Annotated in this window: 16 protein-coding genes and 1 pseudogene; 10 read left to right on the forward strand and 7 right to left on the reverse strand. The window is 62.4% G+C overall.

Annotation, left to right across the window (positions count from 1 at the left end):
- From H261_RS08690 to nrdR, 3 genes are all read right to left on the reverse strand, one after another.
- A partial coding sequence (locus H261_RS08690) for an exonuclease domain-containing protein (RefSeq protein ID WP_008616577.1) occupies positions 1–298 on the reverse strand: 298 nt, incomplete at its 3' end.
- Positions 299–314: 16 nt separating this feature from the next.
- Positions 315–1109: a hypothetical protein gene (locus H261_RS23805; protein WP_081608882.1), complete on the reverse strand. Its 795-nt coding sequence runs from the start codon at positions 1107–1109 to the stop codon at positions 315–317.
- Between the two features lie 65 nt (positions 1110–1174).
- Entirely contained in the window at positions 1175–1636 is a 462-nt protein-coding gene (gene nrdR / locus H261_RS08700) for a transcriptional regulator NrdR (RefSeq protein WP_008616579.1), read from the reverse strand.
- Positions 1637–1803: 167 nt separating this feature from the next.
- Here nrdR and H261_RS23810 point away from each other — a divergent pair, with 167 nt between their 5' ends.
- From H261_RS23810 to H261_RS08710, 3 genes are read left to right on the forward strand one after another with little or no spacing between them, the layout of a single operon-like run.
- A complete protein-coding gene (locus tag H261_RS23810) occupies positions 1804–2103 on the forward strand; it encodes an HU family DNA-binding protein (RefSeq protein ID WP_161625018.1) in 300 nt (99 codons plus the stop codon).
- Positions 2093–2506, forward strand: a complete 414-nt coding sequence (locus tag H261_RS08705; protein WP_008616582.1) for a MucR family transcriptional regulator — start codon at positions 2093–2095, stop codon at positions 2504–2506. Before H261_RS23810 ends, H261_RS08705 begins: the two co-directional genes overlap by 11 nt.
- Positions 2507–2527: 21 nt before the next feature.
- A complete protein-coding gene (locus H261_RS08710) occupies positions 2528–3034 on the forward strand; it encodes a helix-turn-helix domain-containing protein (protein ID WP_152426784.1) in 507 nt (168 codons plus the stop codon).
- Positions 3035–3074: 40 nt separating this feature from the next.
- Here the strand turns inward: H261_RS08710 and H261_RS08715 are convergent, their stop codons facing one another.
- The 3 genes from H261_RS08715 to H261_RS23815 all read right to left on the reverse strand — a co-directional run bounded on the left by H261_RS08715 (position 3075) and on the right by H261_RS23815 (position 4965).
- Positions 3075–3431 carry an HVO_A0114 family putative DNA-binding protein gene (locus H261_RS08715; protein WP_008616589.1) on the reverse strand — a complete coding sequence of 119 codons (357 nt, stop codon included), beginning with the start codon at positions 3429–3431 and terminating at the stop codon, positions 3075–3077.
- The gene (locus H261_RS08720) at positions 3428–3712 is read right to left on the reverse strand and encodes a toxin-antitoxin system TumE family protein (protein WP_008616593.1); all 285 of its coding nucleotides are present in this window, start codon (positions 3710–3712) and stop codon (positions 3428–3430) included. The genes H261_RS08715 and H261_RS08720 overlap by 4 nt, the downstream gene beginning before the upstream one ends.
- 65 nt (positions 3713–3777) lie before the next feature.
- Positions 3778–4965: an integrase family protein gene (locus H261_RS23815; protein WP_081608883.1), complete on the reverse strand. Its 1188-nt coding sequence runs from the start codon at positions 4963–4965 to the stop codon at positions 3778–3780.
- 220 nt (positions 4966–5185) lie between these two features.
- On the opposite strand from H261_RS23815, the pseudogene H261_RS24760 reads away from it, so the two are divergent.
- From H261_RS24760 to H261_RS08750, 6 genes and pseudogenes are all read left to right on the forward strand, one after another.
- Positions 5186–5317 (forward strand): annotated as a pseudogene (locus tag H261_RS24760) (DprA-like winged helix domain-containing protein); the annotation flags it as partial.
- A gap of 33 nt (positions 5318–5350) precedes the next feature.
- A complete protein-coding gene (gene topA / locus H261_RS08730) occupies positions 5351–8059 on the forward strand; it encodes a type I DNA topoisomerase (RefSeq protein WP_008616602.1) in 2709 nt (902 codons plus the stop codon).
- Positions 8060–8557: 498 nt separating this feature from the next.
- Positions 8558–10120, forward strand: coding sequence for a flagellin N-terminal helical domain-containing protein (locus tag H261_RS08735; protein ID WP_008616603.1), 1563 nt, complete (start codon positions 8558–8560; stop codon positions 10118–10120).
- A 114-nt stretch (positions 10121–10234) separates the two neighbouring features.
- Entirely contained in the window at positions 10235–12238 is a 2004-nt protein-coding gene (locus H261_RS08740) for a flagellin glycosyltransferase Maf (protein WP_040476074.1), read from the forward strand.
- Positions 12231–14144, forward strand: a complete 1914-nt coding sequence (locus H261_RS08745; protein WP_008616606.1) for a tetratricopeptide repeat protein — start codon at positions 12231–12233, stop codon at positions 14142–14144. Before H261_RS08740 ends, H261_RS08745 begins: the two co-directional genes overlap by 8 nt.
- Positions 14145–14148: 4 nt before the next feature.
- Entirely contained in the window at positions 14149–15171 is a 1023-nt protein-coding gene (locus tag H261_RS08750) for a glycosyltransferase family 9 protein (RefSeq protein ID WP_008616609.1), read from the forward strand.
- Here H261_RS08750 and H261_RS08755 read toward each other — a convergent pair whose 3' ends face one another.
- Complete coding sequence (locus H261_RS08755; RefSeq protein ID WP_040476075.1) at positions 15172–15549, reverse strand: flagellar biosynthesis regulator FlaF; 378 nt, start codon at positions 15547–15549, stop codon at positions 15172–15174.
- 196 nt (positions 15550–15745) lie between these two features.
- Here H261_RS08755 and H261_RS08760 point away from each other — a divergent pair, with 196 nt between their 5' ends.
- Positions 15746–16600: a hypothetical protein gene (locus H261_RS08760; protein ID WP_008616611.1), complete on the forward strand. Its 855-nt coding sequence runs from the start codon at positions 15746–15748 to the stop codon at positions 16598–16600.
- Positions 16601–16630: the final 30 nt, after the last annotated feature.

Consider the following 16630-nt stretch of genomic DNA (forward strand, 5'->3'; position numbering starts at 1 on the left):
GCTTGGTGATTTCCGCTGGGATGGGATTTGCAGGCTGCCTCAGACCTTGGAATGCAGCCTGGACTTCGAAAATCCGACCATCCAGCCCATAGACAAACGGAACCATTGCCAACTCGATGATCTCATCTTTGGTCGGGTCCAAACCCGTGGTTTCCACGTCGATAAAAATGCCCAATCGAGTCTTGGAACCATCGTGCGGAGCAAGATTCTGGCGGTGGAGCAATTTACGAAGGACGCGATACTGGCCGGTGACCTCCAACGCCACAGCCATCTTCTCGTGATCACCCATCTCCTGCATTCCACGCTCCTCTTCCTCAGGCGACACCCAGAATCCAGCCTTCAACTTCAGCTACAGTTCGCTGTGGTGGTGAAAGGTTGGGGTGGAAGAACCCAGGAAGGGTGCCATCCCGGTCTGCTCGTGACATCCATGCCGCGATACTGAATGCGTCATGTTGATCTGGGGTGCGATCCTGCCTGGGGAAACCTCGGCTCCAGAGGGCAGGATAGGCTTCAACAATGGCTGACCCCCCTGAGGGAATTTCCCACCCATCGAACGGCCAAAAATGAACACGGCGACCAAGCTTCTGACGGATGAAGCGGAGCCAGGGAATTCCGGAATGAGTAGATTTTGCGACGGTTCCCTGCACATCGAAGTGGAATACCGATTTGGCTCCACCGGCCCGTTCCTCAGTCAGTCGCCGCCACCGAGTGTTGCCGGTGCGATCCGCACCATTCCCCACGGCACCATGCCGAATGAAATCGACATAGACATGATCGCCGTCAGTGGGCCAATGAGCATGGAAATCATCAAGGAAGGTCGGCCAATCAGGAGGCAAACCATGCACTTCAAAATATCTGAGCGGAAACGAGAAGCCGTGATCGATGCCAACCAAGGTCGGCACCTCATCTGAGAGCAGGTCCACGAGCCAGTGGGCGATACCCTTGCGGGACCAATATTTTCGAGGGGTCGGATTCGGAATAGGAGACGGCGGTGGTGGGACCTCAATGGGATCAGCCGCCCCAGTTGTGACGTAGACCCGCAGTCCTTTGAGGTTCGCTGTTGGCGTTTCCGCCCCGGAGTAGTCGATGCCCACATATCGGCTGAACATGATAAGCACATTCCAACGGAAGGGTATGGTAGGGCAATGCCTTGTGGTGGGATCGTCAGGGCGTATCAATCCCCGCTGCTGGTTCCCATCTTCCCCAGGAAATCCCCAAAATCTTTGGCCTCACGGAAGTTTCGGTAGACCGATGCATAACGGAGGTAGGCGACCTGATCGAGTTCCATCAGCACGTCCATGACCAGTTCGCCGATGAGCTTGGACGGAACCTCGTTTTCTCCCAAGCTCTCAAGGCGGCGGTAGATGCCATTGGCAATCCGTTCGATCTGGTCATCTTCGACTGGGCGTTTTCGTAGGGCGATCTGAAGCGACTTGACCACTTTCTCCCGGTCGAAGGTCGAGCGTGATCCGTCCTTTTTGACCACGACCAGATCACGAATTTGAACCCGCTCGAAGGTGGTGAACCGTGATCCACACCCTGGACAAGCTCGGCGGCGACGGATGGCCGCATTGTCATCGGTCGGGCGAGAATCCTTCACCTGGGTATCATCCTGGCCGCAAAACGGGCATCGCATTTGTTTGCCTCCCCCCTACCGATATCCTGGGCAATCATTAAGGAAATGATGACCGCCAGCAAGAACGGTGGCATCGGCATCCGAGAAGATCGGCACCAGAATTTCCGGCAACTTGTGAAATTTTGGGGAGCTTGACGGCACAAGCACCTCGTGTAAATCATGAACCCATGCTTTTCGTAGGGGGTGACATGAACAAGTCCGAATTGATCAATGCCGTCGCCGATGGTTCCAACATGACCAAGGCCGACACAGGGAGTGCCATTGACGCTGTTTTTGCAGCCATCACTACCGCCATGAAGTCCGGCGATGATGTGCGTCTGGTCGGCTTCGGGTCTTTCTCAGTTGCATCACGCCCTCATCGCACTGGCCGAAATCCACGTACTGGCGAAACCCTCGTCATTCCCGCAAGCAAGTCGCCGAAATTCACTGCCGGTAAGGGCCTGAAGGACACCATCAATGGCCGATGACATCAAGGCTCTGACCACCAAGATTGTGACTGCCTATCTGGGGGGGAACACGGTGGAAGCCAGGGAAGTTCCGAACCTGATCAAGTCCGTTTATTTGACCTTGGTTGGCATGGACGCCCCCGCCGCAGCACCTGCTGAACAGCAGCAACCAGCCGTTTCCGTGAAGCGGTCAGTGACCCCCGGCCATATCGTCTGTCTGGAATGCGGCGACCACCAGAAGATGCTCAAGCGGCATCTCCTGACCGGCCACGGACTGACCGCCGACGAGTACCGGGCCAAGTGGTCGTTGCCCAGGGATTACCCCTTGGTCGCACCGGAATATGCTGCACGCCGATCCGAACTCGCCAAGGCAGCGGGGCTTGGCTTCACGCGGAAGAATCGTCGGCCCAAATCAGCCACCTGATGAGCAGGGGAAGGGATCACCATGCCGCCACGTAAGAGTTCCAAGCCCACAGCCACCCCCAAGCCTGCCAAGGTCGCCAAGAAGGCTGGCCGGTCTACCAGAGGTCGCTTGGACGATGGCAGTGCCAATCCCATTGATGTCCATGTCGGTGCCCGAATTCGGCTTCGCCGGACCCTGCTGGGCATGAGCCAGGAGAGGCTTGGTGAATGTCTGGGGCTGACCTTCCAGCAGGTCCAAAAATACGAGCGTGGAGCCAATCGGGTGGGGGCTTCGAGGCTGTTCGACCTGTCCCGCGTTCTGGATGTTCGCGTCGGCTATTTTTTCGAAGAAATCTCTGTGACTGCCCAGGCAGCATCGCCGGTCGAAGTGATCCGGGGCAATGTCACCAAGTCAGTTGATGTCCCCGACGATGATCCGATGACGAAGCGGGAAACTCTCGAATTGGTACGGGCCTATTTCAGCATCAATGACCCCAAGGTCAGGGATCAGGTTCTGGCGATGGCAAAGGCTCTGGGTGGTGCCAAATAATGGGGGGCTTGGCGGAACACCATGCTGCTCTGGAAATTCCCTAAAGCTTCAGGACTATCTCGTCTGCAATCGCCCTGATCGACCGACCTTCCTTTTCGATCAACCCCGCAGCGGCCAGGGCGTCCACATCTTCATAGACGTTTTTATAATCTCGACCGAGTTGCCGGGCGAGTTCTGCAACTGATGTCGTGGGGTGCTCCCGAAGGAAGCGAACCATTTCCAATCGCTTCGGCGTAACGTGACGGAGAAAAGCTTCCATAGACTCGAATGTCACGTTGAGTTCGGGTTCACCGATTTTTCCATGTTCGGCGTTATGCCATGCCGCGATCACTCTCTTGCCCATGTCATCAAGAGGATCGCTATGCCCGTTGCCGATGGAAACATTGATCCGGTTCAATTTGCCCTCCGCCGTCTGACATCGGCCTTAAAATCCTCAATCAACTGCTCAATGGTGGAGAATGAGTACGCAGTCTCATCGCCATCAAGATGCCGGTGATCGCCCTTTCCAGCCTCGTTGTCGTAGCCGACGATCCGCCTTCCATCTCGACCGTAGAACAGCGAGTACTTGAAACCATGGCCGCTGCCTTGAACCTGCATCGGCACTGCCCATACTGTCATCTCAACGATGGACCCATCGTCGTAGACCGCCTTGGTGTGGATAATAAGGGTCGCCTTCATCCGATCCTCAGAACCATATCAGATTTATGGTATCCACGGCCATAGATTGCTGCGGGCTGATGCATCTAATCGCCCATCATTGCAGATGCCAATCCCTCTGCAATGTCGTGATTCGCCTTGAGCTTGGTTTTCCGGGCAATCTTGTTGTAGTGGATTCTGGTGACCTCCGGGCTTGAGTGCCCAACTGCCTTCGAGACCGTCTCAAGGCTAATCTTCAAGTCATCAATGGCGAACGTAATCCATGATCGGCGAAGATCGTGGATGTTCACATGGGGCAAGCCAGCTTCCTTTCGGACATCACACCATACTTCGTCAACTGAGGTGATGTGTAATTCCGGGGCCGTGGAACGAGCAAAAAGCCACTTTGAGTTTTTCGGGATTCGGCCAAGCAGTTCCTGAACGGGGTCCGTGATCACGATTTGCTTGATCTTCGGCTTGCGACGCCGTGAATTTCCTTTGTCAGTCACATGAATATATCCATCTTTTATGGCATCCCACTGCATTGACAACACCTCCATTTTTCGGGCGGCTGTGAAAATAATCATTTCGATTGCCAGATACATTGATGGGTTGTTTTGAGGGTTTGCCGCTCGATGGGCAATGAGGGCTTTGTATAGCTCTCTATATTCATTTTCATCAATCACAACATCTCTTGATTTCTTCTCGTTCATCTCAACTTTAAATGTTGGGTTGCTGTTCATCGGCAGAATTTTTGGGATACACCAGTTCCAGGCGGATCGAAGGTAGCCAACGGCATTGTTGCCATTCCCTTCTCCCGATGTCTCCGTCACATGATCGAGTAGCTTCTGGCAGTCATCTTGGGTGACATCCTTCCATGGCTTAGTTCCCATGAATGGACGCACATAATTTTTATACATTGCTCTATAGGAACGCTGCGTGTTTGCTCCTTTTTTCTCAATATGATTTGCCATGTACAAATCAAGTATATCATTTATAGTGATGCACTTTCTGTCATCCTGCTTGTCTTTGGCGGGGTCGCCGCCCAGAGTTACTTTCGCCAACACTTCTTTCGCTCTGGTTCGAGCTTGCTCAATGGTCAGCACTCGCACATCTGAAAGTGTCATGCGTCGATCTACGCCATACGAGTTGCGGTACTGAACGACATAGCTCCTGTGCCCATTGGGGGTGACCTTGACGCCAAACCCCGGCAGAGTTTCATCCCAGTAGATTCTATCAGTGCATTGCGGCACGAGGTTGCGAAGAGCGGTGGTGGTTAGGCGAATTTTAGGCACAGTGGATTCCTTCGACGTGTTAGGCTTTGCTCATCCAGAGAAATGGCGGATTTCCGCCTTTCTTATTCGAATGTCGGCAGCCTTTTCGGGAAAGCAACCGGTAAGCAGCGAAGTACACTCGTGTACGTTATGTTGGCGTTGTGTTCTGTATGCATTCTCAGTTCAGCCCCCCGTTAGGACATTGAAATTGAGAAAAAAACAATAAAATCAATGATGTGCGATTGGGGTTGACGAAATCATCCGCCAATGCCAATTGTCACCCTCCATGGTGTCCTGGGTCCTGCTGGAAGTCGAACTGGCGGGGCGGTTGGAACGCCATCCCGGCAACCGGGTCTCGCTGCTGGTCGGCTGAGCCCGTAAGCCCTTCGGATGTGATCGGGTGCGGATGAAAGTCGTCGTCGTCGAGTCTCCGGCCAAGGCCAAGACCATCAATAAATATCTGGGCAGCGACTTCCACGTCCTGGCCTCCTACGGCCATATCCGCGACCTGCCGCCCAAGGACGGCTCGGTGCGGCCCGACGAGGGCTTCGCCATGGACTGGGAGACGGACGGCAAGTCCGAGCGCCAGATCAAGGAGATCGTCGCGGCGGTCAAGGGCGCCGACAAACTGTTCCTGGCCACCGATCCGGACCGCGAGGGCGAGGCCATCTCGTGGCATGTCCGTCAGGTGCTGGAGGAAAGGCGGGCGCTGAAGGGCGTCGAGGTGAAAAGGGTGGTGTTCAACGAGATCACCAAATCCGCCGTGCTCGACGCCATGCGCAATCCCCGCGACATCCACCAGGAACTGGTGGACGCCTATCTGGCGCGCCGCGCGCTGGACTATCTGGTGGGCTTCACCCTGTCGCCGGTGCTGTGGCGCAAGCTGCCGGGCTCGCGCTCGGCGGGACGCGTCCAGTCGGTGGCGCTGCGCCTGATCTGCGAGCGCGAATCCGAGATCGAGAGCTTCAATCCCCGCGAATACTGGACCATCGCCGCCGACTTCCTGACCCCCAAGGGGGCGCTGCTGTCGGCCGGGCTGACCCATCTGGGCGGCAAGAAGCTCGACAAGTTCGACCTGTCGTCCGAGGCGCTGGCCCGCGACGCCGAGACCAAGGCGGCGTCCGCCCGCTATTCCGTCGCCGCGGTGGAGCGCAAGCGGACCAGGCGCAATCCCTATCCGCCCTTCACCACCTCGACCGTGCAGCAGGAGGCCAGCCGCAAGCTGTACTTCGCCGCGGCGCGCACCATGCAGCTGGCCCAGCGCCTGTATGAAGGCGTCGACATCGGCGGCGAGACGGTGGGTCTGATCACCTATATGCGAACCGACGGCGTGCAGATGGCCGCCGAGGCCATCGCCGGGGCGCGCGCGGTGATCGCCGAGGATTTCGGCAAGGCCTATGTCCCCGAGGCGCCGCGCCTCTATAAGACCAAGGCCAAGAACGCCCAGGAGGCCCACGAGGCCATCCGCCCCACCGATCTGGCCCGGCGTCCCGAGGACGTGGCCCGCTATCTCGATCGTGACCAACTGCGCCTCTACGAACTGATCTGGAAGCGCACCATCGCCAGCCAGATGGCCGCCGCCGAGCTGGATCAGGTGGGCGTCGACATCGCCGGCGACCGGCACGGCATCGTCTTCCGCGCCACCGGCTCGGTGGTGGTGTTCGACGGCTTCCTCAAGGTCTACCGCGAGGACAAGGACGATTCCGACGACGACGAGGCGGAAAAGCTGCTGCCCGACGTGACCGAGAAGGATGCCATGGAGCGCAAGGCTATGCGCACCGAGCAGCACTTCACCCAGCCGCCGCCGCGCTTTTCCGAAGCCAGCCTGGTCAAGCGCATGGAAGAGCTGGGCATCGGCCGGCCGTCCACCTACGCCTCCATCCTGTCGGTGCTGCAGGAACGCAATTATGTCCGCCTCGATCAGCGGCGCTTCATTCCGGAAGATCGGGGCCGGCTGGTCACCGCCTTCCTGGAAAGCTTCTTCGGCCGCTATGTGGAGTACAACTTCACCGCCGATCTGGAGAACCAGCTGGACGACATCTCCGGCGGGCGCATCGACTGGAAGAAGGTGCTGGAGGTCTTCTGGAAGGACTTCTCCGGCGCGGTGGACGGCACCAAGGACCTGCGGGTCGGACAGGTTCTGGACGCGCTGGACGAATTGCTGGGGCCGCACTTCTTCCCCGACGACGGCTCGGGCCACGACCCGCGCTCCTGCCCCACCTGCAACGCCGGACGCCTGTCGCTGAAGCTGGGCAAGTTCGGCGCCTTCATCGGCTGCTCGGCCTATCCCGAATGCCGCTTCACCCGGCCGCTGACCACCGGCGGCGAGGGCGAGGAGGAGGTGCGCGAAGGCCCCAAGGACCTGGGCAACGACCCGGAGAGCGGCCTGCCGGTTACCCTGCGCAAGGGGCCCTACGGCCATTACGTCCAACTGGGCGACGAGACGACGCTGAAGGCCGAGCCCGCCCCCGTGCCGGAAAAGGGCAAGAAGGCCGCAAAAGCGGTCAAGGCCCCCAAGCCCAAGCGCGTGTCTCTGTACAAGGGGCTGGAGCCGGGCGGCGTCACCCTGGACATCGCCTGCCGGCTGCTGGCCCTGCCGCGCCTGATCGGCACTCATCCCGAGACGGCCAAGTCCATCAGCGCCGGCGTCGGGCGCTTCGGCCCCTATGTGGTGCATGACGGGGTCTACAAATCGCTGGCCAAGGACGACGATGTGCTGGTCGTCGGCATGAACCGCGCCATGGAGCTCCTGTCCCAGGCCAAGGGGCGCGGCGGCAACGGCCCGCTCAGGACGCTGGGCGAGCACGAGGGCAAGCCGGTCACCCTGCACGAGGGGCGCTACGGCCCCTATGTGTCGCGCGACGGGGTGCACGCCACCCTGCCCAAGGACAGCGCCATCGACACGGTGACCCTGGAAGCCGCCCTGGTCCTGATCGCCGCCAAGGCGGCCAAGGGGCCGTCCAAGCCGGTCAGGGGGCGCAAGGCGGCCCCCGCCGCCAAGGCGGAAACCGCGCCCAAGAAGGCTCCGGCCAAGAAGGCCGCCGCCAAGAAGGCCGCACCCAAGAAGGCTCCGGCCAAGAAGCCGGCCGCCGGGAAAGCCGCCGCCAAGACGTGACCGGCCCGCGCCGGGGCCAAGGATCAAGGAACAGCCGGCCCGACTTGCCGCCGATGGATGGAATACATCCATCGGGAGGCGGGGGGGCGCGGCATTTCCGCGGATGCCCGCGAAATAGCGGATCAGGCGCCCGGGGCGGCATCCCGGGCTTGATATCGGCTCGGCTCGGCATCGGCCGATAACTTGATGTGTTTCACTGTCGGCCATCAGAATCCGTTTCAGAATTTTCTGCCGGAATATTTCGCCTCTATTCCTTGTGATCGGAAGCTTCTCTTTTGAGATGGATGGTTAATAAATCCTTTACTCCCGGAGGGGGCAGCGCGTTGAAGTGATTGACGAAAATTCGGTTGCACCGGGACTGTCAGTTGATCTAGACTGATGTTGTTAGGAAGTGTGCTCCCTGCATGCGACCCGCAGCCAGTGGCTTGCCGGTTGCGGGGAATGTAAGGAAGCCCGGGGCGAGAATCGCACCGGCCTCTCTAGAAAGGAGACTTTGTTATGTCTGACGTCACCCTTACTTCGGCCGTCCGCAGCAACCTGCTGGCGCTGCAATCCACCCAGGGCCTCGTGAATCGTACCCAGGGCCGTCTGTCGACCGGTTTGAAGGTCGGCAGCGCCATCGACGATCCGGTGGCCTACTTCCAGTCCAAGGCCCTGTCCGATCGCGCCAGCGACTTCCAGGGCAAGAAGGACAACATCGATCAGGGCGTTTCCTCCCTGTCCACCGCTCTGCAGGGCATTTCCGGCGTTTCGACGCTGGTCAAGCAGCTCAAGGGTCTTGCGCTGAACGCGCAGTCCGCGTCGAGCGCCCAGATCGGCAGCCTGGTGCAGCAGTTCAACGCCCTGCGCAGCCAGCTGGACAACTTGGCGCTGGATACCCAGTACCAGGGCCAGAACCTGGTCGCCGGTGCCGGCCAGACCCTGACCGTCAGCTTCTCCAACCTGACCGGCTCCACCCTCGAGGTGACCTCGGTCGACGTGCGCGTCGGCGCCACCGGCCTGAATATCTCCAAGGCGGTGACCTCCAACGGCGGCTTCCAGCTGAACTTCCAGGACGCCAGCTCGGTGTCGCTGGGCGAAGGCGTCGTGCGGACCACCTATGCCGGTACCGCCGTCGCGCTGACCTCGGGTCTCTACACCTTCTCGTACGGCTCGGCCGTCATGTCGTTCACCGTCTACTCGGCCGGTTCGCTGACCGAGCAGGGCACCGACTTCCAGGCCTTCACCACCACCACCGCGGTGGCCAACGGTGATTCCTTCGCTTTCCGCGTCAGCACCGAAGCCAACGGCGACACCTTCGACATCACCGCCGGCAGCGTGCAGAACGGCAACCGTCTGGCCATCGAGTACAGCGGTTCCGCCAGCGGCGGCATCAGCGCCGCGGCCATCGCCATCGGCAGCACCATCACGGTCGGCTTCAACGGCCTGACCGGCAGCGGTCTGGCCTCGGGCAACTACACCTTCAGCTATGCCGGCGAAACCCTGAGCTTCACCGTGGGTTCGGCCGGCAACACCGGCACCACCTTCACCACCACCGACACCTTCACCAATGGTGTGTCGAGCGCGCTCAGCCTGACCCTCGGCACGGCCGGCGGTGTCGGTACGGGCTCGCTCCTGGTCGGTAACTCCACCGGCAGCCTGACCGCCGCTACCGGCAAGGTGCGCGGCGTGGCCTTCGCGTCCGGCGGCGACCTGACGATCGCCTACGGCGCCCAGGTGTCGTCCCGCCAGACCCTGACCAACGTGTCGGGCCAGTACGTGCTGGACTCCAAGCTCACCGGCGTGGTGCAGGGTCTGGTGACCAAGCTGGACGAGAACCTTCAGACTCTGCGCGCTCACGCTCAGAACCTGGGTACCAACGTCGCCCTGCTGAACACCCGTCTGGACTTCACCAAGAACTACGTCGACCTGCTGCAGTCGGGCTCGGGCAAGCTGACCCTGGCCGACCTCAACGAGGAAGGCGCCAACCTGCTGGCCCTGCAGACCCGCCAGCAGCTGGGTATCCAGGCGCTGTCCTTCGCCGGTCAGAACGAAAAGTCGATCCTGTCCCTGTTCCGTTAAGTCGGAATGGCGCAGATTTAGGGGAAAGAGGTGGCTCTGCCACCTCTTTTCTTTTTTCCGGGCCGCGTTCCAGGGGCCGGCACGCCGCAGAGCCATTGGAGGGACCGCGTCGAGATGAGTACGGAGAACGGGTTGGATACCGAGCGGGTTTCCCGGAATCTAAAGGCCTTTCAGACCTGGGTTCCGCATCTGGCCGCCCAACTCGCCAGCCATGTTCCCCAAAGCAGCCTGGTGCGCAACGCCGACGGCGATTGGGACGTGGAATTCCGCGGCGAGTTCCTCTATGGCCCGGGCGGGCGCAGCCGTTCGGAAAAGGCCGCCGAGGCCCTGGCCCTGGCCCCCGAATCCCGCGTCAACATGGCTCCCTTGTCCAGCTACAACGTGGACTTGATCACCAACCGCTTCCTCAGCCGCATTCTCCGGCGGGGAACCGATGCCGGCCTGGCGTTCCTGCGCTATCCTTCCGGACCCCAGGGTTTCCATGTGGTCAGCTTCGGCCTCGGCCTCGGCTACCACATCCCGGTGCTGATGGAGCAGGTCGATCCCATCTCGGTGTGCATCGTCGAACCCAATCTGGATTTCCTGGTCCATTCCCTGGCGGTGATGGATTGGGTGGGCATCCTGGAAATGGCGGCCAAGGGGCGGCATCACGTGACCATCGAGGTCTCGGAGCAGCCGTCCGAGATCGCCCGGCGGGTCCGGGCCCATCTGCGCTATTCCTGCCCGATCATGGTGGACTGGACCCGCTTCCAGCAGGCCTATCCCAGCGCCATCCTGACGGCGGCCATCACCGAATTCTACCGCGACGCCCAGCTGATCGGCATCGGCCTCGGCTTCTTCCACGACGAGATGGAGATGGTGCGGGCCTCCTACATGAACCTGCGCAATGCCGATTATCGGATCTTCAGGCAGAGCCCGTATCCCATGCCGACGCCGGTCTTCATCGTCGGTTCCGGCCCGTCCCTGGATGACGACATCGAGGTGATCAAGGCCTACAAGGACCGCGCGGTGATCATTTCGTGCGGCACCGCCGCCCGGGTCCTGATGGCCAATGGCATCCAGCCCGACTTCCAGATGCTGCTGGAGAACGGAGCCGCCCCCTATCGGGCGCTCAAGGCGGTGGCCGACGAGTTTGGCTATGCCGACACGGTGCTGATCGCGTCCAACACGGTCGATCCCCGCGTCAAGGAGATGTTCCGGACTCCCGTCTTCTATTTCCGCAATTCGCTCAGTTCGTACACCATGTTCAGCCCCGGCGACCAGCATACCCTGGACGAGTCGGGGCCGACCGTCACCAATACCGGCGTTGCCGCCGCCCTGGCCATGGGGTTCCGCGAGCTATACCTGTTCGGCGTCGATCTCGGCACCCGGACCCAGGGACGCCACCATTCGAAGCACTCGCTCTACCGCCACGACGACGACCAGAAGGACGGCGTGGACGGGGCGATGAATTTCGATACCGTGTTCGATCAGGTGGAGGTCGCCAATTTCGGCGGGGTGGCCCATACCGAGGCCATCATGCTGTGGACCCGCGACGCGCTCGGCCGCGCCATCGGCCGCTATCGGCCCGCCGCCGAGGTGTTCAACTGCAGCGACGGATTGCTGATCGAGAACACGCGCCCCATGAGTTCTTCGTCCATCCGGCTGAAATCCACGCCGGAAACCAAGGCGCGCGACCTGGCCCGGGCCTGGGAGCGTTCGCTCCTGCCCGCCGCCGAGGGCCATTTCGACGAGCGTTGGCAGCGGGAGAACTGGCCCGAGACCATCAAGGCGCTGCTGGACAAGGTCCAGGTCGTGCTGGACGGCAGCGGCCGCGACCTCAACAAGCTGATGCTGGACCTGTGCAATACGCTGATCACCGAGAACGAGGGGCCGCCGACCGTCGCCCAGTACTTTGTCCGCGGCACCTTGCTGATGTCGGCCATGTGCCTGGCCTATTACGTGCGTCGGGTGCAGCCGCCGGAGCGCACGGACGAATTCTGGACCATCGTGGAGGAGGAGTTCATGGACATCCTCCGGGTGCTGGCGATCCAGGCCGACTGGTTCTTCGAGAACATCGAGGTCTTCGAATCCGACGAGGAGCTGTTCGAGAAGGTGACGGAGTGGTGCTATGACTGATGAAATCTCCGCCGACATCCACGCTCTGAGCGGGATGGTCGAAACCGCCTCGTCGAACGAGATCATGGAGTATTGCAGCCGGCGCCTGGGGGAGGGGAGCACCAACCCCTACGTCTTTCTCGCCATGGGCATGGTCTCCTACTACAACGACGATCCCGGCCTGGCGATCCAGCTGATGGAACGCGGGCTGGCTCTCAATCCCGATTGCCGCGAACTGGTGGACGGACTGGCCGGGGTGTGTACCCGGATCGGCCGGCTGACCGACGGCCTTTACTACGGCAAGCTCGCCGTCTGCCTGAAGCCGCGCCCCGATGCCGCCGCCCTGCTGCCCCACCGCATGGCGTCGTACATGGATGGCATCCGCAACGTGGGCATCTCCCACCACGCCACCAATGCCGAGGCCGCCCTCCAGCTGGGCATGTTCGAGGAGGCGCTGGCCCAGGCCGAGAAGCACCTGCGCATCCATTCCGACGACGTGGACTGCATGATGGTCGCCGCCCGGACCTTGCTGGCCCTGAAGCGTCCTTCCGCCGCCGCGTCCATGCTGCGCGCCGCCCTCCACCACAAGCCCGCCGAGCCGTGGCTGCACGTGCTGATGGCCGAGGCCTTGATGGGCGAGGTGCGGCACGCCACCGCCCTGGCCCATCAGAAGCTGGCCTGGGAACTGGCGGGCGACGACGACAGGCTGCGGAGCCGTCTGGCCGGAACCCTGGCCCTGCAATCCGATGCCGGCCGGCCGGCGGCCACGGCCCTGGCCGACGCCTATGCCGCCGGGTGCGAGGCGCCGCTGCGGCGGGTGAAGGCCGATGTGGACGCCTCCTCCACCCTGCTCGGCATCATGTGGGACCAGGTCTACGACAGCCCCCTGGCCCATTGCGTGGCGCCGGTCGTGCGGCAGATTCCCAATACGGTGCTCTACACCCTCAATCCCCGCCACGACCACATCACCGAATCCATGCGCACCTCGGTGATGCGGCCGCGCCAAAGCATCAATATCGACGACGCCACCCTGGGCCGCATCGTGGGCGGCGATCAGGTGGCGTGCCTGATCAATCTCTGCGCCCCGTCCGATCACGCCCGCTTCCCGGTGTTCAAGGGGGAGCGGACGCCCCTGGTCGTCCATTGGGTGACCTCTCCCATGTGCGACCGGCTTCCCGGCGCCGGGCTGGTCCTGTCCGACGCCGAGACCGCGGACATCGACCGGCGGACCTATGGGCCCGACATGATCGTCGAGGTGAGCGCGCTGCTGGCCTTCGATTATCCCCAGAGCCTGGGCGCCGAGGACGAGATCCTCGACCTGCCGCGCAACACGCGGGGCTTCGCCATGTTCGGGGTCCACGGCGAGCCGTCGCGCTTCAACGACGCCTCCGTCGCGCTGTGGTCGCGGGTGCTGTGGGCGGCGCCGGGATCGCACCTGCTGATCGGCGGCCGCGATGCCTGGGAAGATGAACTGGTCGAGTGGGCCCTGGGGGCCTTCGCCGAGTATGGTGTGGCCGGCCGGGTGCACTTCCAGGAGCCGGTGACCCTGGCGGCCGGGTCGCCGGGCCGGGCCTTCTGCCATATGGTGGACGTGGTTCTCGATACCCTGCCGGTGGCCGGCCTGGCGGAAACCGCCACCGATCTGTGGATGGGGGTGCCGGTGGTTTCCCTGCGGTCCGATTGCCGGGCGGGGCGGGCCGGAGCGTCGATCCTGCGCGCCGCCGGCCGTCCGGAATGGATCGCCGGCAGCGAGGCGCAGTATGTGGAGATCGCCGCCCGTCTGGCCGGCGATTCCGGGCTCGGCGCCATCCGGGCCGGGCTGCGGGACCAGGTCCTGGCCTCGGCGCTGGCCAATCCGGGGGTGCTGGGCAAGGAAATCTCCCTGAAGCTGCAAAGCGTTCTCGCCCACCGTCAAAAGAAGGCCTAGCCGCGTGGGCGGCGATCCCCTCGCCGAGGCCTTCGCCCGCATCCAGGCGGGTGATCTGGCGGGGGCGGCGGCCGTTTACCGGCAGGCCCTGGAGGCCGGGGCGGACGATCCGCGGCTGCGCATGTCCCTGGGTCAGCTGCTGCTGCTGCAGGGCGATTACCGCAGGGGGCTGCCGCTCAACGAGCACCGGCCGCAAAAGCCGATTCCGGGCCCCCGCTGGCGCGGTCAGCCGCTGAAGGGCGAGACCGTGCTGGTGGTGGGCGAACAGGGATTCGGCGACAATATCCAGTTCGTGCGCTACGCCGAGCCCCTGGCCCGGCGTGGCGCCCGCGTGGTGGTGGGCTGCCAGCCCGGCCTCGGCCGGCTGTTGTCCACCACGCCCGGCGTGTCGGCGGTCCTGGAATCGGGGCAGGCGATGACGCCCCCCGATTTCATGGTTCCCATGATGTCGCTGCCCTATCTGTTCGGGACCACGGCGCAGACCATCCCGGCCCGCGTTCCCTATCTCACTCCCCTGCCCGAGGCGGTGGCCGCCTGGCGCGCCCGTCTGGCCCCCCATGGCGGCCTCAAGGTCGGGCTGGTGTGGGGCGGCAATCCTGATGTTCCCTATGACGGCCGCCGGTCGCCCGGGCTGGCGCCCTGTCTTTCCCTGCTGGACGTGCCGGGCGTCACCGTCTTCAGCCTTCAGAAGGGGCCGGCGGCGGCGGCCCTGGCGGGGCGGTCCATGCCGCCCAATTTCATCGATCTGGGGCCGCAGCTCACCGATTTCGATCAGACGGCGGCGGTCATGCAGGCGCTGGACCTGGTGATTTCCTCCTGCACCGCGCCCGCCCATCTGGCCGGCGCCCTGGGCCGTCCGGTCTGGGTCGTCCTGGCGGACTTTCCCGATTGGCGCTGGCTTCTGGATCGCGAGGACAGCCCCTGGTACCCCACGGCGCGGCTGTTCCGCGCCCGGCACGGCGAAGGCTGGGACCAGGTCGCGGGCCGGGTGCGGGGGGCGCTGACCGCCGCTGCCGGCGGCGGGTGATCAGCCCTTGCCGGGGACCGGCGGGGCGTTCTTCTGGCCTTCCAGCAGGCCTTCGGCCAATTGCATGTTGATGTTGATCAGGGTGTTCAGGGCCGAATCGCCGATGGTGGCGCCGTTGGTGAAGGTGGTGTGGGCCACGTACTCGCTCAGCCGGATCAGGTTGGCCTTCAGGTTCGGCGGCAGGGGGCTTCCCGGCGAACGGGCCAGCGAGCGGATGGCCACCCAGACCTCGAGATTGTGGTTGAGGGCGGCCACCAGTTCCGCCGCCCGGTTGTCGCCGCTGCGGGCCCGGTCCAGGGCAATGGCCGCCTCCGCCAGGCTGAGCGCTTCCTGCTCGGGCAGGGGAAGGGAGGAGAGGTCACCGATTTCTTCGGTCATGGGGGACTCCGGGATTTGCGGCATGCCGGCGGATGGCATTGATTTAGCCCGACATTCTTTGCCGGTTCCGGTTAGAAAACCGTTAACCCCACCGGGGTGGGCCACTCCCTCCGGGGGCGATTTATGGATTTCTTAACGGAAGGGTGCTAGGCTCCGATACGGGTGACGAGCTTGCCCGAACGCGTCGGAGGTTATTGTGACCGATACCGTGCTCAGCGCCTATACGGGCGACCTTACCCAGATGCTCAGCACCCTGTCCGGCATGTCGGCGCGTCCGGCCTTCAATCTGACGTTCGCCAACCTCCAGAATTCCTATGCCAATCAGTACAATGACAAGATGCAGGTTCTGCAGCGCCAGGCGCTGGACCGCTATGATACCTCGCTCGACGCTGAACTCATAAAGTTGAAGGAACAGCTGCCGAAGCTCGAGGAATACCAGAATCTGGTGGCCGACAGCGTCTCCCTGGTGTCCGAGCGTCTCGACCAGATCGGCGACCTGGACATTCAGAACGCGTCGTTGCAGCTTCACGCCTCGGTGGGCGACCCGCTGGACACCACCGAGTTCGATTCCGGTGTCGACAACCTGAACGACGCCTTGAGCCGCCTGCCCATCCTCGACGGGACGGAATTCTCGTTCTACGGCGACGAAGGGGTGGGCCAGATCCGGCTGAACGGCATCGGCATCGACCACTTCACCGTCGATGACGACCAGGCCGATCCGCCCACCGGATCAAGCTATGAATTGTCCGCCGGCCTCAGCCGGGTCAACCTCCTGGTGTCGCAGCTTTACAACCGCCTGGACATGGTGGCTGGCGAGGTGGACCGGGTGAAGGACCGGATTTCGGAAATCCAGGACCACCAGCAGGCCCAGGTCGCCGACATCAAGAAGGACGTGGCCAGGAAGGCGCAGGAGATGAAGCTCCAGATCGCCTCGCAGCTCCAGGCCCTGTCCGTCAGCTTCGAGGCGCAGCAGGCGTCCAACGAACAGATCGTCAAGGCGCAGACCAACGACACCTATCAGCCGGGGTCCGTGGTCAATTTGTTTTCATGAGTCGATGGGCTTACCTTCCTGAGACGTAAT

Source organism: Paramagnetospirillum caucaseum (genome assembly GCF_000342045.1).
Classification (GTDB): domain Bacteria; phylum Pseudomonadota; class Alphaproteobacteria; order Rhodospirillales; family Magnetospirillaceae; genus Phaeospirillum; species Phaeospirillum caucaseum.